Genomic DNA, 20,665 nt, shown 5'->3' on the forward strand with positions numbered 1-20,665 from the left:
TGGGCTAATCTCTGGAGCTCAATACTATAGTAAAGTACATGTTTAGAGTAAAATTGAACCGCCGTATACGGAACCGTACGTACGGTGGTGTGAGAGGTCGGAGGTTAATCACCTCCTCCTACTCGATAATATTTGCTTATTGTAACAGTATATTTTTCAATTCTCATATTCCATATTCGTTTTTATAATGAATTTTTGATATTATAATAAAGGATGATATACAAGCTATGAGGAGGATGTTTGATGGATTATCGTATTGAAAAAGATACTCTTGGTGAAGTAAAAGTTCCTAGTGATAAATATTGGGGTGCGCAAACTCAGCGTAGTAAGCAAAATTTCCCAATTGGTAATGAAGAAATGCCAAAAGAAATCGTAGAAGGTTTCGCAATTTTAAAGAAAAGTGCGGCTCGTGCAAATGAAGAGTTAGGCCTTTTAGAATCTGAAAAGGCTGACGCTATTGCTCATGCAGCAGATCAAATATTATCTGGCGATTTACACGACCATTTCCCACTTGTAGTATGGCAAACTGGTAGTGGAACACAGTCTAACATGAACGTTAACGAAGTCATTGCATTCGTTGGTAACAAATGGTTAGAAGAGCAGGGTAAAGAAACTCGCCTGCATCCAAATGATGATGTTAACAAATCACAAAGCTCAAATGACACTTTCCCAACAGCATTACATATTGCATCAGTTAAGAAGGTTGAAGAGCATGTACTTCCATCACTTGCAAAAATGAAGCAAACGTTAAAAGAAAAAACAGATGCATACAGTGAAATTGTGAAAATTGGTCGTACGCATTTACAAGATGCTACACCTTTAACATTAGGTCAAGAAATTAGCGGTTGGCATCGTATGCTTGAAAAAACAGAATCCATGATTAAAGACTCCCTTAAGTATGTTCGTGAAATTGCTTTAGGTGGTACTGCTGTTGGAACAGGGATTAATGCTCATCCTGATTTCGCGGAAGTTGTTGCTAAGAAAATTAATGAGGAAACGAACGGTTCATTCATTTCAGCATCAAACAAATTCCACGCTCTAACTAGTCATGATGAGTTAGTTCACACTCATGGTGCATTGAAAGGTTTAGCAGCAGATCTTATGAAAATCGCTAACGATGTGCGCTGGTTAGCAAGTGGCCCTCGTTGTGGAATTGGAGAAATTACAATTCCTGCAAATGAACCTGGAAGCTCAATTATGCCAGGAAAAGTAAATCCGACTCAAAGTGAAGCTATTACAATGGTAACAGCACATGTAATGGGTAATGACGCTGCGATTGGTTTTGCTGCAAGTCAAGGTAACTTTGAATTAAACGTGTATAAACCTATGATTGCATATAACTTCTTACAATCTTGTCAGCTTCTTGGTGATAGTATGGAATCATTTACGGATCGTTGTTTAGTTGGTTTAGAACCAGATGAAGAGAAAATTGAACAATATCTAAATGATTCTTTAATGTTAGTTACAGCACTAAATCCTCATATTGGTTATGAGAATGCAGCCAAGATTGCTAAATATGCTCACGAGAAACGATTAACTTTACGCGAAGCAGCTGAAGAAACAGGCATTTTAAAAGGTGAAGAATTTGATAAACTAGTTGTTCCAAAAGAAATGACTAAACCTAATGCCAAAAAATAACCAAAAAAGTAGTAAAAATTACCGTTAATAAGATTTGGCCTCCTGTAGAAAATATGGATACACAGGAGGTGAGATACAATGGCACAGAACAACAACTCAAACCAATTAGTAGTACCAGGTGTTGCTCAAGCTCTAGACCAAATGAAAACTGAGATTGCACAAGAATTTGGTGTTCAGCTTGGCCCAGACACAACTTCACGCGCTAACGGTTCTGTTGGTGGTGAAATCACAAAACGTCTAGTACAAATGGCAGAACAACAATTAGGTGGAGCTAAGTAACAACGCGTCATTTGATAACCTCTAAAAAACAATCAAAGACGAAAACCAATGGCAGGTAAGAGCAAATCAAAAAACTCTTGCCTGCACCATAAAGTAAAGAGGGTCTTTTAGGGCCCTCTTTTAATATTGGTAAGAATAGGGGATGGGTCAAAATAAGACCTCCCTACTAAGGAAGGTCAAGTCTATAGATCATTCATCTCGAGTTTCTTCAGCGGGGCTAAATGGTTCATCATTTTTTCTAATTTCGTGTGCTTCATCAATTTGTACTTTGTTATAGGTTGGTCGAACATAGCCTCCTGCTAAACCTTCATTTAGCATGCGATCGACATCTAAATCATACTCACTACGACTATCTTCTTCACGTTTGCCTGGTTTCGCCAAACTAAGACCTCCCTTCTATATAGGATTAGTTTGTGCGAATATGAAGGGTCAATACTGGTAATAAATCGATATTAATGCTAAAAATATAGTGTTACTATTTACCAACGAAAAGGGTGAGACGACTATGAATATTGCACTTATATTGGTTTTAATGATTATTATTGGAGCTTTAATTGGAGGAATGACTAATTTCTTAGCCATTAAAATGCTGTTTAGACCTTATGAAGCAGTATATATTGGTAAATTCAAATTACCTTTTACGCCTGGTTTAATACCTAAGCGTCGATCTGAATTAGCTGAACAATTAGGCCGTGTTGTTACGGATTACTTAGTAACGAGTGATGCGTTAGAACAAAAAGTATTAGAACCACAATTTCAAAGGAAAATGACGGATTTGATCAACCAGCAAATTGACCATGCAATAAAAGAAGGATATACAGTTGAAGACTTGATAAAAAAAGTCCATCCTGATTTTAATGTAAAACAGCTTGAATCTAATATTGAAAATACAATTACAAGCAAGCTTAATTATTTATATGAACGTCATAAACATCTTGCCATTCAAGAATTATTACCAATGGATGTTGATAAAAAAATCGAAAATCAACTACCAGAATTCACAACATATTTAATCACTCAAATAGAGCAATATTTGACGAGTGATGAGGGACAAAGGAAGATATCAGAAAGTGCCTCTAAGTTTTTGCAGACTCAAGGTTTCCTTGGAAATATGGTGTCATCTTATTTAGGAGAAGACGGATTAGCTGAAAAGATCACACCCGCTATTAAAATGTTTTTAAGTTCAGAGGAAACGCAAATCTCTATTGAGAAATTACTCGAAAATGAATGGAACAAATTTAAGAATAAGGATCTTTATACGTTAAGAGAGCAGCTTAATGGTATAAACTTTGAAGACCATTTGGCTCAGATTATTGTTAAAGAGATAAAAATTTATGACTATCTAAAACAACCTATAGGTGAATTATTTTATAATCATTTGGCAAAGCTTAAAGGTGATTGGATTCCAAAGATTGTTGAACAATTATTTCAAAAGCTTTCTTCTCAAATGTCAACATTATTAGAACAATTGAATCTATATGGTTTAGTTAAACAAGAAGTTGAAACATTTGATGTGTCTAGAATTGAAAAATTAGTCTTAGAAATAACCAAGCGTGAAATGAACATGATTACATATCTAGGTGCATTGTTAGGTGGAATGATTGGTTTAATCCAAGGGGTAATTGTGTTAATGATTACTTAAACTTAAATTACTATACAGACGGATTAATCTTTGTTACAGTAGGAAAGTAATGAACTATTAGGAGGTATATCGTGGCTAATATTTATGATTTGGCTTATGATCTTGAAAAAGGTTTACGCAATAGCGACGAATTTCAGGAGTTAAAACAAGCATATGAAAAAGTAATGAATGATCCTCAAACTAAAAAAATGTTTGATGATTTCCGTGAAACTCAGATGACTTTACAACAAAAACAAATGCAAGGTCAAGAAATTACTGAGGAAGAAGTTAACAAAGCGAAACAAGTTGTAGAACTTGTTCAGCAGCAAGAAGATATTGCTAAGCTAATGGAAGAGGAGCAACGTTTAAACACGTTAATCACAGATGTAAGTAAGATTATTACAAAACCATTAGAAGAATTATATGGTGAAGAACAGCAATAAAGATATTAACCCGAGTTCGGTTTAAATACCGTTCTCGGGTTTTTAATTTCTTAATTATTACCTATGAAATAGAATTAATCGTGCATCAGGTGATACTAATCGATGAGTTGTTTCTGAATAATTGTATTCATCTAATTTTTTTTCACCTTGTTCTTTTGCCTCTTTGTCATTAGCTGCTTCAATTTGTTCATCTAATAGAGCCTCTCCATCTTTTGAATAGACTGTTAAGTAATATGTTTTCATGTTTATTCCTCCCATTCATTCCTATCTTAACTATATGGATTTATTTGATTTTTGTAAATAGAAAATGTATTGAAAAATTTATTCCTAAAACTAAAATATAGAACGTGCGTTCGTGTTTATTTTCTGATAAAATAGACTTAATAGGATGTAATGGAGGAATTGTATGCTTAACCATAAATTGCGTTTTTTGCATAGTGCGGATTTACATTTAGATAGTCCTTTTAAAGGTTTGCGAAATTTACCGGACCAAATTTATGCTGATCTCATTAAAAGTACGATTGTCGCATTTCATCGTCTTATTGACTTAGCAATTAAAGAACAAGTTGATTTTGTTTTAATAGTTGGAGATCTATTTGACCAAGAATCATCGTCTATAAAATCTTCACTAGAGTTAAAGAAAGGTCTTGAACGCCTCAACAAACATCAAATAAATGTCTATTTGAGTTACGGAAACCATGATTATATGATGCAGGAGAAAGCTAAATTAACTTTCCCTCCAAATACTTACATATTCCCGTCTGATGGGGTCACAAATACTGTTTATCGGAAGAATGGCCAAGCCGTTGCTGAAATTAGTGGCTTCAGTTATCATCAACAAGCCATTAAGGATTCTATGGCCAAATATTATGCTAAACACTCTGATGCCTCTTATCATATTGCTACATTGCATGGAAGTATAAAATCAAACCAAGACCATGACCATTATGCCCCATTTCTAATTGAAGATCTAAAAGAGGTAAATGCCGATTATTGGGCTTTAGGCCATATTCATAAACGAGAAATCATTAGTGAAACCCCTTTTGTTGTTTATCCAGGGAATACCCAAGGTCGACACATGAAAGAAGAGGGTGAAAAAGGTTGTTATTTAGTAGAAATGAACAATCATGCTCCAGAATTACAATTTTGCTCATTGCAGGAAATTATTTTTTCTGAAGAAGAACTTGGAATTGATGATGTCCATAACCCATCTGAATTAATGGACAAGCTGGTTCATTTTAAAGATACCTTGAGAAATGAAAAGAGAAAAATGGTTATTCGATTAACTATTCATTTAAACGAATCCATTAGGTTAACACCGGAAAATTTAGAGGATATCCTTGATACCATCAACCAAACAGAAGAAGATGAAGAATTTTGGATTTGGTTTAATGAAATAAAAATTCATGAACAGATTGACGTAGATGAAAATGATTTATTAAATTCGAACCCATTTATAAATGAAGTCATGCAAACAATCGAACAAACTGAAGAACTAGATTCTTACCTTGAAGAATTAGAGCGCCATCCTTTATTTAGAAGGTATATGAATATTAGTTTAGAAGATATGGAAGACGACATAAAAAAAGAAGCAAAAGAACTTATACTACGTAAATTGGTGAAAGATAGGTGAAATGATGGAGATTAAACAATTGGAGCTCATATCTTTCGGAAAGTGGAATCGTAAAACAATTTCTTTATCAGAAGGGTTAAGTTATTTTTTTGGCCCGAATGAAGCAGGTAAATCTTCAATCAGGATGTTTATCGTTTATATGTTCTTCGGGTTGAAACCAGAAGAGAGAGAGCGGTATACTTCCCAGTTCGATGGTCAATTAGGTGGACGTATGGTGATTGAAATCGATGAACAATTATATACATTGGAGCGTTTCTCTCACAAGCACAAAGGACATTTAACGATTAAGCTAGAAGGAAAAGAATTAGACAGACTTGAAGTGAATCAAGTTTTAAAAGGTCTGAATCGGTCGCTATTTGAGTCAATATTTTCGTTTGAAGACCGAGACTTACAACAAATTAGACAATATAATAGGGAAGATGTTGGTGCCGTTTTATTTAATATAGGCTTAACAGGTTCAGATCAAATAACTCAATTGGAGAATCAATTAGTTAAAGAGTCGGAAGAATTGTTTAAAAAACAAGGAAGAAAGCCGCCGTTAAATGAAAAACTACTCGACCTAAAGAAAATTCAACAAGATATTAGTGTTGCAGAGCAAAAAGAAGCCTCACACCAAAAGCTTAATAGTGAATTAGACAACCTAAGTCAATCAATTGATCAATTTAAAATAGATGAAAATTTCTTAGTGCAAGAAATATCCGAGATGGAAAAGTTAACACAAGTTAAATCTACCATTGTTAAATACCAAATATTAACGAATGAAATTGAAGAGTTACACGAAGTGAAAGATTTACCAGAAGAAGCCGAAGAACGTATTAATCATGTAATGAATGAAGATCAATTAAAAGAAAATCAACTTAGACAGTTGTCTAATAATATTAATAAAATTGAACAAGAAATTAGTGATTTAAAAGAACAGAGCAAATATAGCCTGTGGCCACTTTCGTTAACTGAAACGCAACATTCAATTCAAAAAGTTATAGAGCTAAATAAGGAAGTTGACAGGTTACAAAAGCAACTAGATGTGTCAAATCATGATTTTAATAATGTACAAAATGAGTTAGGAATTCAAGAAGACCCTCAGTCGTACAAAGATATAACAATTAACCATTATACAAATGAAAAGTGGAAACGATTATCTTCTCAGTGGGACCAACTAAAATCACACATTCAGTCTTTGAGAATTAAGCAGGAGCATCAAACAGAAGAACTGTATAAACAAGAAGAACAAGAGCGAATGATTGAACAAAAAATGATGAGTAAAACGGAAAGGGAAGCACTACAAGAACAATATGATGACTTGAAATTAGAAGAGCAGAAACAAAAATTAGAACAGCAATATCAGGATCAGATGGCAACTCAACGATCTACTATTAAGAAAGTAAATCATTTTGTGGCGATTACAAAGTGGATTCTTCCGTTAATGATTATAGTTTTAACTTTTATGTTAATGGTGAGAGAAGGCTTTGAATTATTGACAATATATGGCGGGTTAACTGTGGGTTCATTAATAGCGGTGATTGCATTTTATGGTTTAAACAAAACGCATAAACATACAAAACGAACAATTAAAAAATTAAAATCTAACCGTAGTCAACAAACAAGTTACGAAGATCAAATCAAAGAAATCCGCCAAAGGCTAAATCAAGAAGAAGAATTGGAAAATCAGCTTCAACAAATTCAAACTTACATTAAAGGAATTGTGAGTAATCTTGATGAAATTGAGAAAGAATTAGAACTTTCTTGCAATCAAAAAGAAGAGGTCGAAGAAGAAATTGAAGAACAGGTTTCTCAATATCCTTTCTTGAAGAAGTTCGACTTATATCACTGGCCAAGTGTATATGAACATTTGAGTAAAGGGAAACAGTTAGCTACCTCAATAAATGATACTCAACTACAGATACAAGAAGTAACAAAAGAGATGGAAGTAGTTGTTGCTGTACTTTTAAAAATCGTTCATATATATGAACCAGAAAAAAGATTAGAAGAACCAACATTAGTAGCTAATTTAGCAGCTCAATACGTAGACAAAGAAAAAGCGTTAGAGCAAAAAGTCACACAAAAGCAAGAATGGTTAGATGAACGCCTAATTGAAAAAAAACAATTATCTGAACTGATTGATCAACTTCAAACAGATTTAAACAGTTTATTAAATCAATATGGCTCAGATACTGTGGAAGATTTTCAGATGAAAGTAAAACAATCAAAACTTTTAAAAGAAAAACTCCAGCAGCGCTCTGAACTATATGAAATAGTTTATGAACTTTTTAATGACGAAACAAATCGTATAGTTCAAGATAAAGTTGATTGGTTAAAACTTGAGCAAGAACTAGAAGAAAAAAAGAATTCATTAACAAAGTTACAAAAACAAGTTGAAGAATATAGAACAACTCAGGCCAATAAACAAGCTGAAATTAATCAGCTAGAAAAAAGTGGTGTGTTATCAGAACTCATTCATAAGAGGTCATTAATCGAAGCTGAGATTACGAAAATGGCTAAAGAGTGGGCAATAAAGAAAACAGCTTATGGATTTCTAAAAGATACTAAAAACAGGTATCAAAATGTGTATTTACCTGATATCATGGAAAAAACTAGTGGTTATTTCGAAAAAATAACAGAAGGTCGTTATATTGATGTTCAGTTCAACGAGGACGAGACTATCTTAGTGAAGACAGTTAATGAACAATGGTTTAATGTGCAACAGCTATCAGAAGGAACAGCAGATCAATTATATATTGCTTTAAGGTTTGCTCTTAATGATTCTTTAAGAGCCTATGTAGACTTTCCATTTATTTTAGATGATGCTTTTGTTCACTCAGATATTAAACGTAAAAAGCAAGTTTTAAATATAGTTTCTGAGATCGCTAAACAGCAGCAAGTTTTATATTTAACTTGTGAAGAAAGTGAGAGGGATTTATTAAATATAGAACCTACTTCACTTTATGTCAGTTAAAAAGGGGAGATTGAGATGAGTCAAGGAATTGCAAATGTAACAGTAGGGGAACAATTTGAAGGATTTTTATTAATCAAATCCGCAGATAAAGGTGTCGCTAGTAACGGCAAACCTTTCTTAACCATCATATTCCGAGATCGTACAGGGGAAATTGATGCGAAATTGTGGGAAATCACAAAAGATGACGAGGAAGTATTTTTACCTGAGAGTGTTGTTCACGTTCAAGGAGACATCAGACAATTTAGGGGTAAAGCACAGCTAAACGTAAGACAGATTCGTTTAGCAACTGCAGCAGACGGTATTCAACCTGAGGACTTTATGGAAAAGGCTCCAATCTCTGTGGAAGAGATGCAGGAATATATCACTAAAATTATCTTTGAGATGCGGAACCCTAATATACAAAGAATGATTCGTTACTTTATAAAAAAGTATGACCAAGAGCTTTTCACATATCCCGCAGCAACTAAGAATCACCATGAATATGCAGGTGGTTTAGCTCATCATATCGTATCAATGCTGAAGCTAGGAAAACAATTAACCGAATTATACCCTGATATCAATCATGATTTACTCTATGCGGGCATTATTTTACACGATATTGGTAAAGTTAAAGAATTATCAAGTCCTATGTCACCTTCTTACACAATTGAAGGTAAATTACTAGGACACATCACAATCATGGTAGATGAAGTTCAACAAGCAGCAAATGAACTAGGGGTTGAGGGTGAAGAAGTACTCTTATTACAACACATGATCTTATCACATCATGGAAAAGCAGAATGGGGTAGCCCAAAAGCACCACAAATTAGAGAAGCAGAAGTTTTACACTTAATTGACCTAATCGATGCGAAGTTGAACATGATGAATAGGGCTTTAGAAAAAGTGAAACCTGGTGAGTTTACTGAACGTATTTATCCATTAGAGAACCGTTCTTTTTATAAACCGACTATTGAGTAGGAATTTAGGGGGAGAGAAAATAGTATGAGTTTACAAGAGTTTGCGGACCAAATGAAAAAGCAAGTAGGGGAAGTCATAATTGGGCAACAAGATACAGTTGAATTAATAGCGAATGCATTGGTTAATAGAGGACATGTTTTACTTGAGAGTGTTCCAGGAACAGGTAAAACGATGATGGCTAAAAGTATTGCAAAGTCAATTGAAGGTGATTTTAAGCGCATACAATTTACGCCGGATGTACTACCTTCAGACATTACAGGTATCCACTTCTTTAACCCGAAAGACCAAGCGTTTGAGCTTAGAGTGGGCCCAGTTGTGACAAATGTATTGTTAGCCGATGAAATAAACCGTGCAACTCCAAGAACTCAATCTGCGTTATTAGAAGTTATGGAAGAAAAACAAGTCACAATCGATGGTACAACGGTTAAAATTGAACAACCATTTATTGTGTTGGCAACTCAGAACCCTATTGAATCTCAACAAGGTACATTTGAGCTTCCGGAAGCACAAATGGACCGTTTCTTCATGAAAATTAGCATGGGGTATCCTTCGTTTGACGAAGAACATCAAATTATGAAGGCCTATCGATTTAAAGATCCTATTGAAGAACTTACTTCTTCAATTACTAAGGAACAATTAATACAATATCAACAAGAAGTAAAAGAAATCTACCTAACAGAAGAAGTAGAAGAGTATCTTCTTTCTGTGGTTCGTGCTACAAGAGATAGTGCATTGACGCAAGTGGGAGTGAGCCCACGAGGTACGCTAGCATTAATGCGTGCAGTTCAAGCATGTGCTGCGATTAAAGGAAGAGATTATGTGACTCCTGAGGATATTAAGAAAATGGTTCACTATGTTTTGTCACATCGTCTTGTTTTAACTTTAGAAGCATCAACAAAGAAGACACAACAAGAAGTTATGGAGGATATTTTGAGATCGGTAGATGTTCCGGTTGAAATTGGAGCTGAACGCTAATGTTTAGCAAAACAATCCGTAGTTCCAATTTATACTTATGGTTAACTATTCCCGGGGGGATCTTTGTTTTATTTAGTTTTTTCCCGCGGTTTGGTACATACCCAATTCTGGCTTTTGTAGGGAGTTTATTACTTATTTTGTTTTTTGTAAGTCATTTTTATGAAAAGCATGTGGATGATTATTTAATACTTGAGAATCCCAATCGAAAAATAAGGAGCTACCCAGGTGACGAAGAGCAACTGAACCTTACTTTGATTCAAAAAGGAATACTACCTATTTTGAATGCGAAGTTAGTCATCAAATATGATATGGTGCTGGAATCGACTTATGATGTAAGAAAGGAAGAACAGACAGAAACTGTTGAGGTACCAATTACGCTACTTAGTTTTGAAAGGAAAGAATTATCATTACCTGTTTTTGCAAAGCGAAGAGGAATAGGTAAAATCCGGGTTATAAGACTAGTTATACCAAATATACTTGGTTTTAGTGAGATCGATTTACTCTATAATTTATATCACAAACAAGAAATTGTCATATATCCTTCTTTAAAAGAGGTTAAGGGAGTAGAGTTAATCAAACCAAGAAATAATGGAGACCATCAAGCTAAACATTCTATTTATGAGCAACCTTTATTACAATATGGAACAAGACCTTATGATCATGGTGATCCATTCAATCGTATTCATTGGAAGGCAACTGCAAAACGAAATGAACTGCAAACAAAAGTTGTTGAGAAAGTTAATCAACTTTCCTGGACTTTAATGATTAATGTTAAGACTGTGTATGGCACTGGTATGATTGAAAAGACAGAACAAATGCTTGAACACGTAGCTTACCTATGTAGATTTGCAACCGAAAGGCAAATCCCCTTTGAAATTTATATTAATGTTCGTGGTAAAGGTGGGGTCCCATATGTGCATTTGCCATTAGGTGAAGGAAATCAACATTTGATGAATGCACTAGAATTGCTGGCTAGAATAAACCCACTAGGTTTAACAGCTCCTTACAAACATACTTTAAGTTACGTTCATCAGCAAGGTAAATCGCCGTACATAATACAGATAGGCGATTTAGAAGAAAACCATATTGCTGTCCTTAAAAGATGGGAGCAACAGGGACACTCTGTTTATAACGTTGAAATCAATAATTTAACTGCAAAATTAGTTCCTCTTAACTCGAAAGGAGGAACAGTTTTACATGAACAATCAGGATAGAAGTTTTATAAAAGTACAAAAAGTCCTCGTTGAAATTATGACTATTTGGATCTTGATGATTATTAATAGTATTTTTAGTCGTTCAGAACTGAATACTATCGGTTTTTTCATTTGGTTAGGTATTGCTGTAGGGATTTATTTATTAGTAAAAGCATATTTCAAGAATCAATTAACATATATGCACTTACTATTAATAGCAAGTCCAATGTTTCTAATAGGGGTACTGCTCGGATTTACGTTTTTACAATCTGCTACACTAAGTGGATTCTTGGCATGGCGATTAATTAGCCATGAAAAAGATCCTGAATTGGAATCAGAAATGTATTTTGTTAGTACATCAGCCTTACTTGTTTTATTAGCTTATTTAACAGCACACTATGGTCAACTTCCCAACGTCAATGTACTGATTTGGATGCTAATTGTACAAGTATTATTTTTAGTCATTGGACGATTGGTATACAATCTTAATTTAAAGTTTGGTGACCAAGTATTAACCAAAAAAATCCAAACAACACTGGTTATCCTTTTAATCACGTTTGGTTTAGCTGGTATTGTTCAATTAATCTTTCCGATGATTAGAAATGTGTTCTATTTGGTGGTTAATAGTGTGATTTCAATTTTTATGTTCTTGTTATCTCCACTTTTCAATTGGGCAGAATCAATTGAACCCGCTGACAAAGAAGGGGAAGTCGAGGAATCTGAATGGGAAAGGAATCAAGAAAGTCAAGAAGAGTACACACCATTAGATGGAGAGATGATGATTACAAGTGAACATCTCTTAATTGCGTTTCTAATCATAATTGCAGTCATTTTAGTAGTATTAATATTAAAAAATAAAGATCAATTATTGAGTAAAATTCAATTTCATAAGGAGACTAGTGATTTAGTGTTAGAGTCATCACGTGTAAATGAGAAAAAGCTTTGGAAACGTCATAATACTCTAAAAACGCCACAAAATGATGTGCGTAAAGCTTTTTACAAATTAGAAAAATGGGCAGAACAAAAAGGTGTAGGACGGTTCAATGATGAATCAATTGATGAATGGTTAATTCGGTATGAATTGAATGAGTTAATCGATGAGAGCGCCGTGGATATTTATAAAGATGTAAGGTACGGACAGTATTCAGTTGAACCATCACAAAAGAAACGTTACTTTAAACAAATCGATTTATTGAAACAAAATCTAAGACAGCATATAGCAAATGAAGAGAGTTAACCTTAAAAAAACCAGACACCAATTAAATCGGTGTCTGGTTTAATATTAATTAAATAAATTATTAAATTCTTCAATTTTAATATCAATTTCGGCTTCATCTATTATAGTTTGTACTCGACCATTCAGCGCTTCATTGTCGACTTGCCTCATAGTAAGCTCTTCTTTAATTTGATCTTTTAGCTCATCCAAAGGCTCCACTTCTTCTTCTTTTTCACGTTTATCATTAAGCTGTATGATATGCCAACCATATTGGGATTCAACTGGTTCACTAATGTCACCCACTTCTAGAGCATAAGCTGCATCCTCAAAAGGTTTAACCATTTGTCCAGCAGAGAAGTACCCTAGATCTCCACCGTCTTGAGCAGTGCCATCAGTGGAGTATTCACTAGCTAAATCAGCAAAGTCTTCGCCTTCTTCTAATTTAACTAGTACTTCTTGAGCTGTTTCTTGATCGTCAACTAGAATGTGACTAGCTTTAAGTTCAGTTTTCATTCGTTCGTATTGCTCTTTAACTTCTTCTTCAGATATTTCGATATCTTGAGCCGCTAGTTGATATTGCATTTTGCTTAATAATAATGCATAGCGGAATTCCTGTTCACTTTTAAAACCTTGTTGTTGTATCGCCATTGCAAATTGTTGTTCATCCATGTTGCCTTTTATTTCTTCGATTTCTTCATCGATGTCTTCCATTTTTACTTTATACTCATCTTGAAGCTGATCATTAACGACTTTACGTTTAATCATGCTCTCTAATACATCTTCACCATATAATTCTTTTAATTCATTGTAGAATTCCTCTTGAGTAATGTTTCCAGCAGAAGTTTCTGCAACGACTTCAGAGTCTTGCGCTTCATCGTCACTGCATGCCACTAATATGGTTAACATTGCAGCAAAACCTAATAGTAATACTTTCTTCATTTGTGTACCCACCCCTAGAATATGTAATGTCTATAAGTAATAATATACCATACTTACATTACGGAGTAACCTTCTTTTTTGAAATATGCCTAGTCGAATAAGTGTTGAGTGTCATAAGATACTGTAGTTAAATAACCAGGGAGGTGAGAAATATGGGAAGCAAAGGTTACGGTGAAGGTTTTGCGTTAGTCGTTGTATTGTTCATCCTATTAATCATTGTAGGTGCAACTTGGTATTAGAATGTAAAAAAAGGTTGTTCCAGTCTAGGAACAACCTTTAGCTTTATTTAATGTAAATAATTGACTTCATAATACGAAGCAATTAATAGTATTAGCATTGAGACATTTATAGTTCTAAATACTTTGCTGCTTTTTTCAGATGATAATTCAGATTTCTCACAGAAACGTTGAGCTAATGAATTGAACGCATAAAGTACAAACAATGCGAATGGCACATAAACAAATAGCAAAGTATCTCCTCCTAAAGTTACGATGACTTGATTAAGATATCATAGTTTTCCTTAGATTTCTCTATTACACTATGACGTGGCGCTTTAGCAAAATAACCTAATGCAATCCAGTCTCTTAATGAAATACCGACGTTTAATGCAAGACATAATATAATGATAGGATAATACATTGGGAATCCTATTAATGCTAACATTAATGGCATTGTAATCATTAGTGTAGGTGCTAACATTGTCAAAATAGAAGTTCGTTTGGACAAGTTAGATTTCATTTGAATTTTTAAGAATGGAATATATTTATATTTAATGATCCAACGAAAATGAAATTCTTTGTCTGTAAACATTAAAGGTATTGCATGTGTTAATTTGTGTAATAAAGGAATTAAAATTATACTACTTAACACAATATATATGCTAGGTGCTTTTATTGTAACACCTGAATAGATAATTGAAAATGGTACATATATGGTTAAAAAAGTTAGAAGACCTAATAAGGTAGACAAAATGACTAACCTATTATAACCAAGCTCTTTTGTGACATTAATAGATTTCCAGCACGTCATAATAGGGCCTCCTTCTCAGTTGTTATATTCGTTTTTAAAAGTATTCTTTTAAATAGCTCTCAACGAATAATACGCTGATTAGAGGAAAATTTCAACCCTTTTTTTATAATTTTTTTTGAGAATCATAAAAAAGGACTTTAAATACCATTATGACAGTGCTCATGTCTAATTATTTAAAGCTTGTTTCTTCACTTAAACTTTCAAGCGATCGATCCAAAATTTCCAAATATTCATCACCATATAAATGTTTAACAATTGACTCTAAATCTTGAAATTCTGGAAATCTTCCATATATGTCTTTCAAAGGTAAAGAAGCATTCATGACACTGTTGCGTTCAGGGTCATGATCTTCCATTGTTGCCTCAAACAATTTAACACCTTCTTCAGTTAATTTCACATAGGTGTTACGTTTATCCTCTTCTTTCTTTGAGAAAGTTAAAAGACCTTGTTGTTCTAGTTTTTTAGAAAAGTTAAATGCAGTTGAAACATGCATCACACCAAATTTAGAAATCTCTGAAATAGTTGCTCCTTTTAAATGATAAGCAATCCATAAAACATGATGTTCATTTAAATTCAAATCAAATGGTTTGACCCAATCCTGCCAATCTTTTTCAATTGCTTTCCAGATGGCTTTTGTCAGTTGGGCCATTTTATGTGAATAAAGGATGGCTTCTTGTAAGGAATATTCTTTATGATTCACCTAACCGACTCCTTGATTTTGATATTGTTTGTCTAATATTTTAACATAAGTTCTTAAAAAAATAGAGTTGGCAACAAGCTTCCTGTTGCCAACTCTTAGCATTACTGGTCATATTGACTAATTTGTTTAAAAACTTCCTCTAAAGAATGGTGAAACTTAATTGCTTCATTTAATTTAGTGTTCAAACTATCTGACTTAATATTGGAATCATTAACATCAGATTGAATGGACTTGAGGCTACTCACCTGTTGATCTAACGCGTCTAACCAACGTTTTACATAGGTCTTCATAAATTTATCGTAAAGGTCTTTTTTTGCTTGATATAGGTCTTTACGTGCCCCTTTTATAAATACTTTCTCAACTAAGTTGTAATCCAACAATGTTCTTGTGGCATTACTCATAGCAGTCTTGCTTTTACCAAGTGCTTCTTTCATATCATCAAGCGTCATAGGTTTGTCATTAAAGAATAAAGTAACGAACAGCTGAGCTTCAGTTTTATTTAATGAAAACATCTCTAAAGTTTTAGAGAACTCAGATATTAATTGATTGTTTACATGTTCGAATCGTGCAGCATGAGTTCCATTCATAATAATTTTGAAAAGGCCTCCTTTACGAAGTCTATTCTTACTTTACAACAAAACTTCTTAAATTCAAACTTTTCCTTCTAGGAGTATAACGAAGAAAAAGTAAGTAAATTTGACTATTTCGTAACTCAAGTTCGTTAAGTTTGAACTTAACGAACTTTATAAACTGAAATTCCTGTTTATTAAGTTTGAATTATATCCAATTAATCTATATAGTAGTAAGAGTGATTTGTTACAGACAGTTTACAAATGGTTACAAAATAATAAGAAAAAAGTCGTATTAAGAGAGGTGAAAGAACGTGCCGGTTATTGAAGTTAATAATTTATCAAAGATTTTTGGTAAAAGAACTAAAGAGGCACAAAGGTTATTAGATGAGGGTTTCTCAAAAGAAGAAATCTTAGATAAAACAGGTTGTACAGTTGGTGTTAATCGTGCCAGCTTTGAAGTGGAAGAAGGCGAAGTTTTCGTTATTATGGGTTTATCAGGTAGTGGTAAATCAACTCTAGTACGTTTACTTAATAGATTAATTGAACCAACTGAAGGCGATGTTGAAGTTGACGGAGAGAATTTAGCTACAATGAATAAGGAAAACCTCCGTAAAGTGCGTCGTGAGAAAATGAGTATGGTTTTCCAAAAGTTCGCTTTATTCCCATTTCGAACAGTACTTGAAAACACTGAATTCGGTTTGGAGGTTCAGGGAGTTCCAAAAGAGGAACGTTCTGAAAAGGCTAAAGAAGCATTAGAACTAGTAGGTTTAGGTAGTTTTGTTGATCAACTACCAAGTCAGCTATCAGGTGGTATGCAGCAGCGTGTGGGTTTAGCACGTGCACTAGCAAATGATCCTGAAGTTCTGTTAATGGATGAAGCATTCTCAGCATTGGATCCACTTATTCGTAAAGATATGCAAGATGAATTACTAGATTTACAGGAGACTATGCAGAAAACTATCATCTTCATCACACATGATTTAGATGAAGCTCTACGTATCGGTGATCGTATTGCATTAATGAAAGATGGTTCAATTGTGCAAATTGGTTCTCCTGAAGAAATTTTAATTAATCCAGCGAATGACTACGTAGAGAAGTTCGTTGAAGATGTAGATCGTTCTAAAGTACTTACTGCAGAAAAAATAATGAAACGACCTGAAACGGTTGATATTGATAAACACGGCCCTCGTGTTGCATTAGAACGTATTCGTGAACAAGGATTATCTAGTATTTACGTAGTAGATCGCTCGCGTAATTTGAAAGGTTATGTAACTGCTGATGACGTGTCAGAAGCTAGAAAACAAGGAGTATCAGATCTTAAAGGAATTCTAAGGACTGATATGCCTAAAGTTGAAAAAGATACGTCTATTCAAGAAATTTTTGAATTAATACATGATGCTCCAGTACCAGTTGCGGTCGTAGAAGATCAAAAACTTAGAGGAATTATTGTACGTGGAGCCGTAATTGCAGCGTTGGCAAATGGGAATGAGGTGAACGGAGATGATGCATAATATTCTTGGATTAACCGTATTAAGCTTTATGACATCTATGCAAGAGTTTTTTCAAAATACAATTCCAGTAGCTGAAGGTGTGGATTGGGCTGAAGAAAAGATTAAAGAACAGTTTAGTTGGTTCTTTGACCCTATTAAGAATGATTTTGGCGATTTTATTGAAAATTTTGCTGAAATGTTATCCAACGTACCAGCAGCCATAATTATTCTGATCATTGTTGTATTAGCATTCTTTATCTCTGGGAAGCGTGTATTTTTACCTATTTTTACATTAATAGGGTTGTTGTTTATCTATAACCAGCAGTTATGGGAACAATTAATGTTCACTTTAACGCTTGTAATTGTCGCGAGTGCGATTTCTGTGATTGTTGGTATCCCAGTAGGTATTTTAATGTCTAAGAGTTCGATTGCTGAGGCAATCATAAAACCAATTCTTGACTTTATGCAGACAATGCCTGCCTTTGTTTACTTAATTCCAGCCGTTGTGTTCTTTGGTATTGGAATGGTGCCTGGTGTGTTCGCATCATTTATATTTGCAACGCCACCAGTTGTTCGTTTTACAAACTTAGGAATACGACAAGTATCAAAAGAGTTAGTAGAAGCTTCAGATGCATTTGGTGCAACAGGAACACAGAAGTTATTTAAAGTTGAACTACCAATGGCTAAAACAACAATTATGGCGGGTGTAAACCAAACGGTTATGTTATCTCTATCCATGGTTGTTATTGCGTCAATGATCGGTGCACCTGGATTAGGCCGTGATGTACTATCTGCGTTACAACGTTCTGAATCTGGTGCAGGATTTGTTGCAGGTCTAGGAATTGTAATTCTAGCGATTATTATTGACCGTATTACACAAAACTTAAATAGCAAAAAAGCTTAGTTGTGTAACTTCATTTATTGAAGTTTCCATATAAAATTTTTGAAGGGGAGTTGATTAAATCATGTTTAAAACATGGAAATCAATTAGTTTATTAGTAATGATGGCTTTAGTATTAGTTCTTGCAGCTTGTGGAGGCTCAGGAGATGGAGAAGAAAGCAAAGAGGTTGAATTAACTTACGTTGAGTGGGACTCAGAAATTGCCTCAAGTCATGTTGTTGGAAAAGTTCTTGAAGATTTAGGTTATGACGTTACGTTGACTCCAATTGATAACGCAATTATGTGGGAGTCAGTTGCAAATGGAGAAGCTGATGGTATGGTAGCGGCTTGGTTACCAGCTACTCACGGTGACCTATATGAAGATCACAAAGATAGCTTAGTTGATCTAGGTGAAAACTTAGAAGGTGCTAAAATTGGTCTAGTTGTACCGGAGTATATGGATGTTGAGTCAATCTCAGATCTTGAAAATTATGCAGATGAATTAGGCCAAAAAATTACTGGTATTGAACCAGGTGCTGGTGTAGTAAAAGCAGCTGAAAGTGCAGTAGAAACTTACCCAGAGCTTGAAGGTTGGTCTGTAGAGACTTCATCAAGTGGTGCAATGGCTACAGCATTAGGTGAAGCAATTGAGAATGAAGAGCCTGTTGTTGTGACAGGTTGGACACCTCACTGGAAGTTCGCAAAATATGACCTTAAATATTTAGAAGACCCAGAACTATCGTTTGGTGAAGAAGAAGTTATTAAAACAATGGTTCGTGAAGGTTTAGAAGAAGATCTCCCGAATGTTTATAAAGTTCTAGACCAGTTTAACTGGGAAACTACAGATATGGAAGAAGTTATGTTAGAAATAAGTAATGGTGCATCTGCAGAAGAAGCAGCTGCAAACTGGGTTGAAAACAACGAAGAGAAAGTAGCAGAGTGGACAGAAGGAGTGGAATAATTACATGAAGCTGTTCTACAAAGGCTTAATTACTCTAATTTTGCTTATGCTAATTGCAGCATGTGGTGATTCTGAATCAGCCGATGAAGGAACTAACAACAGTGATAATTCAGAGAGTAATTATAGTGAAAATGTAGGCTATACGATCACTGGTATTGAGCCAGGCGCTGGGATTACTGTAACAACTGAAAAAGCTATTGAAGAGTACGATAATTTAAGTGGATGGACATTAGAAACGTCATCAACAGCAGCAATGGTAACAGCATTAGAAGAAGCTATTTCTAATGAAGAACCAATTGTTGTGACTGGTTGGAACCCGCATTGGAAATTTGCGAAGTTCCCAGACTTAAAGTATCTTGATGATCCTAAAGGAATTTATGGTGAAGCAGAAAATATTCAAACTTTAGCTAAAAGTGGTCTACAGGATGAAAAACCAAACGCGTATAAACTTCTTGATCAGTTTGAATGGGATGTAGAAGACATGGAAGAAATCATGTATGAATCTCAAGAAACTGGTGAATCAATTGATGAGGTTGCAACGCGTTGGGTAGAAGATAATCGTGACAAAGTCGACGCATGGCTTGAAGGCGTTGAAGATGTTGATGGTGTAGAAGTTGAACTAGCTTCAACACCATGGGATTCTGAACGTGCTTCTTCAAGCGTATTAAAACTTGCAATGGAAGAAAAAGGCTTTAATGTAACAGTAACGCCTGTAGACGTTGCAGCAGTATTCGAGGCAGTAGGAAGTGGCGATGTTGATGCTACTGCGGCTGCTTGGTTACCATTTACACATGCTGACTTCTACGAAAATGTTAAAGATAACGTTGAAGATCTAGGTCCGAACCTTGAAGGTGCCAAAATTGGCTTAGTTGTTCCAGAATACATGGACATTGAATCAATTGAAGACTTAGAGCCAGCTGAATAATTGTTATTAAAACTCGGTTGAATTCGTTCAACCGAGTTTTTTATAGGATTATAAAATATGAAGGTAGATTATCGATCGAGAGTGTTTGAATGTATGTAGGGAGACATGAATTGTTGATATAGAACGTGATAATGTAGATAGGGAAGCGCGAAATGTCGATTGGGAGCGTGGAAATTTAGATAGGGAAGCGCGAAATGTCGATTGGGAGCGTGGAAATTTAGATAGGGAAGCGCGAAATGTCGATTGGGAGCGTGGAAATTT

22 protein-coding genes are annotated in these 20,665 nt (G+C 34.6%); 15 read left to right on the plus strand and 7 right to left on the minus strand.

Annotated elements, in window-relative coordinates:
- Positions 1-243: 243 nt before the first annotated feature.
- The gene (gene fumC, locus ACTWQB_RS15460; RefSeq protein WP_443140081.1) at positions 244-1,638 is read left to right on the plus strand and encodes a class II fumarate hydratase; all 1,395 of its coding nucleotides are present in this window, start codon (positions 244-246) and stop codon (positions 1,636-1,638) included.
- A gap of 78 nt (positions 1,639-1,716) precedes the next feature.
- Positions 1,717-1,917: an alpha/beta-type small acid-soluble spore protein gene (locus tag ACTWQB_RS15465; RefSeq protein WP_054754960.1), complete on the plus strand. Its 201-nt coding sequence runs from the start codon at positions 1,717-1,719 to the stop codon at positions 1,915-1,917.
- Positions 1,918-2,106: 189 nt separating this feature from the next.
- Here the strand turns inward: ACTWQB_RS15465 and ACTWQB_RS15470 are convergent, their stop codons facing one another.
- Entirely contained in the window at positions 2,107-2,298 is a 192-nt protein-coding gene (locus ACTWQB_RS15470; protein ID WP_443140082.1) for a hypothetical protein, read from the minus strand.
- Positions 2,299-2,449: 151 nt separating this feature from the next.
- Between ACTWQB_RS15470 and ACTWQB_RS15475 the strand changes: the two genes are divergently transcribed.
- Both ACTWQB_RS15475 and ACTWQB_RS15480 read left to right on the plus strand, forming a co-directional pair.
- Positions 2,450-3,559 carry a DUF445 domain-containing protein gene (locus tag ACTWQB_RS15475; RefSeq protein WP_443140083.1) on the plus strand — a complete coding sequence of 370 codons (1,110 nt, stop codon included), beginning with the start codon at positions 2,450-2,452 and terminating at the stop codon, positions 3,557-3,559.
- Between the two features lie 71 nt (positions 3,560-3,630).
- Positions 3,631-3,981, plus strand: a complete 351-nt coding sequence (locus ACTWQB_RS15480; protein WP_443140084.1) for a YlbF family regulator — start codon at positions 3,631-3,633, stop codon at positions 3,979-3,981.
- Between the two features lie 57 nt (positions 3,982-4,038).
- Here the strand turns inward: ACTWQB_RS15480 and ACTWQB_RS15485 are convergent, their stop codons facing one another.
- Positions 4,039-4,224 (minus strand): YhzD family protein, encoded by a 186-nt coding sequence (locus ACTWQB_RS15485; RefSeq protein ID WP_443140085.1) that lies wholly within the window; start codon positions 4,222-4,224, stop codon positions 4,039-4,041.
- A 163-nt stretch (positions 4,225-4,387) separates the two neighbouring features.
- Here ACTWQB_RS15485 and ACTWQB_RS15490 point away from each other — a divergent pair, with 163 nt between their 5' ends.
- The 6 genes from ACTWQB_RS15490 (at position 4,388) to ACTWQB_RS15515 (ending at position 12,929) form a co-directional block, all read left to right on the plus strand.
- The gene (locus ACTWQB_RS15490; protein ID WP_443140086.1) at positions 4,388-5,614 is read left to right on the plus strand and encodes a metallophosphoesterase family protein; all 1,227 of its coding nucleotides are present in this window, start codon (positions 4,388-4,390) and stop codon (positions 5,612-5,614) included.
- Between the two features lies 1 nt (position 5,615).
- On the plus strand, positions 5,616-8,567 hold the full coding sequence (locus tag ACTWQB_RS15495; protein WP_443140087.1) for an AAA family ATPase: 2,952 nt from the start codon (positions 5,616-5,618) through the stop codon (positions 8,565-8,567).
- A gap of 15 nt (positions 8,568-8,582) precedes the next feature.
- The gene (gene yhaM, locus ACTWQB_RS15500) at positions 8,583-9,524 is read left to right on the plus strand and encodes a 3'-5' exoribonuclease YhaM (RefSeq protein ID WP_443140088.1); all 942 of its coding nucleotides are present in this window, start codon (positions 8,583-8,585) and stop codon (positions 9,522-9,524) included.
- Positions 9,525-9,548: 24 nt separating this feature from the next.
- The gene (locus ACTWQB_RS15505; protein WP_443140089.1) at positions 9,549-10,499 is read left to right on the plus strand and encodes an AAA family ATPase; all 951 of its coding nucleotides are present in this window, start codon (positions 9,549-9,551) and stop codon (positions 10,497-10,499) included.
- Between the two features lie 137 nt (positions 10,500-10,636).
- Positions 10,637-11,713 carry a DUF58 domain-containing protein gene (locus tag ACTWQB_RS15510; protein ID WP_443140090.1) on the plus strand — a complete coding sequence of 359 codons (1,077 nt, stop codon included), beginning with the start codon at positions 10,637-10,639 and terminating at the stop codon, positions 11,711-11,713.
- A complete protein-coding gene (locus ACTWQB_RS15515) occupies positions 11,697-12,929 on the plus strand; it encodes a hypothetical protein (RefSeq protein WP_443140091.1) in 1,233 nt (410 codons plus the stop codon). The genes ACTWQB_RS15510 and ACTWQB_RS15515 overlap by 17 nt, the downstream gene beginning before the upstream one ends.
- 45 nt (positions 12,930-12,974) lie before the next feature.
- On the opposite strand, the gene ACTWQB_RS15520 is transcribed toward ACTWQB_RS15515, so the two are convergent.
- Positions 12,975-13,847 carry a peptidylprolyl isomerase gene (locus ACTWQB_RS15520; protein ID WP_443140092.1) on the minus strand — a complete coding sequence of 291 codons (873 nt, stop codon included), beginning with the start codon at positions 13,845-13,847 and terminating at the stop codon, positions 12,975-12,977.
- 152 nt (positions 13,848-13,999) lie between these two features.
- On the opposite strand from ACTWQB_RS15520, the gene ACTWQB_RS15525 reads away from it, so the two are divergent.
- On the plus strand, positions 14,000-14,086 hold the full coding sequence (locus tag ACTWQB_RS15525) for a YjcZ family sporulation protein (RefSeq protein WP_443140100.1): 87 nt from the start codon (positions 14,000-14,002) through the stop codon (positions 14,084-14,086).
- Positions 14,087-14,133: 47 nt separating this feature from the next.
- Here ACTWQB_RS15525 and ACTWQB_RS15530 read toward each other — a convergent pair whose 3' ends face one another.
- The 4 genes from ACTWQB_RS15530 to ACTWQB_RS15545 all read right to left on the minus strand — a co-directional run bounded on the left by ACTWQB_RS15530 (position 14,134) and on the right by ACTWQB_RS15545 (position 16,163).
- Complete coding sequence (locus tag ACTWQB_RS15530) at positions 14,134-14,316, minus strand: hypothetical protein (RefSeq protein WP_443140093.1); 183 nt, start codon at positions 14,314-14,316, stop codon at positions 14,134-14,136.
- A 17-nt stretch (positions 14,317-14,333) separates the two neighbouring features.
- Positions 14,334-14,876 carry a DUF3267 domain-containing protein gene (locus ACTWQB_RS15535; RefSeq protein WP_443140094.1) on the minus strand — a complete coding sequence of 181 codons (543 nt, stop codon included), beginning with the start codon at positions 14,874-14,876 and terminating at the stop codon, positions 14,334-14,336.
- Positions 14,877-15,045: 169 nt separating this feature from the next.
- Entirely contained in the window at positions 15,046-15,576 is a 531-nt protein-coding gene (locus ACTWQB_RS15540) for an HTH-type transcriptional regulator Hpr (protein WP_443140095.1), read from the minus strand.
- A gap of 101 nt (positions 15,577-15,677) precedes the next feature.
- Positions 15,678-16,163, minus strand: a complete 486-nt coding sequence (locus tag ACTWQB_RS15545) for a GbsR/MarR family transcriptional regulator (protein WP_443140096.1) — start codon at positions 16,161-16,163, stop codon at positions 15,678-15,680.
- 296 nt (positions 16,164-16,459) lie between these two features.
- Here ACTWQB_RS15545 and ACTWQB_RS15550 point away from each other — a divergent pair, with 296 nt between their 5' ends.
- The 4 genes from ACTWQB_RS15550 to ACTWQB_RS15565 all read left to right on the plus strand — a co-directional run bounded on the left by ACTWQB_RS15550 (position 16,460) and on the right by ACTWQB_RS15565 (position 20,404).
- Positions 16,460-17,659, plus strand: a complete 1,200-nt coding sequence (locus ACTWQB_RS15550) for a quaternary amine ABC transporter ATP-binding protein (protein ID WP_443140097.1) — start codon at positions 16,460-16,462, stop codon at positions 17,657-17,659.
- A gap of 37 nt (positions 17,660-17,696) precedes the next feature.
- A complete protein-coding gene (locus tag ACTWQB_RS15555) occupies positions 17,697-18,542 on the plus strand; it encodes an ABC transporter permease (protein ID WP_443140101.1) in 846 nt (281 codons plus the stop codon).
- A 61-nt stretch (positions 18,543-18,603) separates the two neighbouring features.
- On the plus strand, positions 18,604-19,479 hold the full coding sequence (locus ACTWQB_RS15560) for a glycine betaine ABC transporter substrate-binding protein (RefSeq protein ID WP_443140098.1): 876 nt from the start codon (positions 18,604-18,606) through the stop codon (positions 19,477-19,479).
- 4 nt (positions 19,480-19,483) lie between these two features.
- On the plus strand, positions 19,484-20,404 hold the full coding sequence (locus ACTWQB_RS15565; RefSeq protein ID WP_443140099.1) for a glycine betaine ABC transporter substrate-binding protein: 921 nt from the start codon (positions 19,484-19,486) through the stop codon (positions 20,402-20,404).
- Positions 20,405-20,665: the final 261 nt, after the last annotated feature.

Origin of the sequence: Piscibacillus sp. B03, from assembly GCF_052246295.1 — a bacterium.
Classification (GTDB): domain Bacteria; phylum Bacillota; class Bacilli; order Bacillales; family Alkalibacillaceae; genus Piscibacillus.

Excerpts from the sequence above, each read along its gene's own strand:
- fumC (WP_443140081.1), top strand. The coding sequence starts at position 244 with ATGGATTATCGTATTGAAAAAGATACTCTTGGTGAAGTAAAAGTTCCT.
- ACTWQB_RS15465 (WP_054754960.1), top strand. The coding sequence starts at position 1,717 with ATGGCACAGAACAACAACTCAAACCAATTAGTAGTACCAGGTGTTGCT.
- ACTWQB_RS15475 (WP_443140083.1), top strand. The coding sequence starts at position 2,450 with ATGATTATTATTGGAGCTTTAATTGGAGGAATGACTAATTTCTTAGCC.
- ACTWQB_RS15485 (WP_443140085.1), bottom strand. The coding sequence starts at position 4,224 with ATGAAAACATATTACTTAACAGTCTATTCAAAAGATGGAGAGGCTCTA.
- ACTWQB_RS15490 (WP_443140086.1), top strand. The coding sequence starts at position 4,388 with ATGCTTAACCATAAATTGCGTTTTTTGCATAGTGCGGATTTACATTTA.
- ACTWQB_RS15495 (WP_443140087.1), top strand. The coding sequence starts at position 5,616 with ATGATGGAGATTAAACAATTGGAGCTCATATCTTTCGGAAAGTGGAAT.
- yhaM (WP_443140088.1), top strand. The coding sequence starts at position 8,583 with ATGAGTCAAGGAATTGCAAATGTAACAGTAGGGGAACAATTTGAAGGA.
- ACTWQB_RS15505 (WP_443140089.1), top strand. The coding sequence starts at position 9,549 with ATGAGTTTACAAGAGTTTGCGGACCAAATGAAAAAGCAAGTAGGGGAA.
- ACTWQB_RS15515 (WP_443140091.1), top strand. The coding sequence starts at position 11,697 with ATGAACAATCAGGATAGAAGTTTTATAAAAGTACAAAAAGTCCTCGTT.
- ACTWQB_RS15520 (WP_443140092.1), bottom strand. The coding sequence starts at position 13,847 with ATGAAGAAAGTATTACTATTAGGTTTTGCTGCAATGTTAACCATATTA.
- ACTWQB_RS15525 (WP_443140100.1), top strand. The coding sequence starts at position 14,000 with ATGGGAAGCAAAGGTTACGGTGAAGGTTTTGCGTTAGTCGTTGTATTG.
- ACTWQB_RS15535 (WP_443140094.1), bottom strand. The coding sequence starts at position 14,876 with ATGACGTGCTGGAAATCTATTAATGTCACAAAAGAGCTTGGTTATAAT.
- ACTWQB_RS15545 (WP_443140096.1), bottom strand. The coding sequence starts at position 16,163 with ATGAATGGAACTCATGCTGCACGATTCGAACATGTAAACAATCAATTA.
- ACTWQB_RS15555 (WP_443140101.1), top strand. The coding sequence starts at position 17,697 with ATGCAAGAGTTTTTTCAAAATACAATTCCAGTAGCTGAAGGTGTGGAT.
- ACTWQB_RS15560 (WP_443140098.1), top strand. The coding sequence starts at position 18,604 with ATGTTTAAAACATGGAAATCAATTAGTTTATTAGTAATGATGGCTTTA.
- ACTWQB_RS15565 (WP_443140099.1), top strand. The coding sequence starts at position 19,484 with ATGAAGCTGTTCTACAAAGGCTTAATTACTCTAATTTTGCTTATGCTA.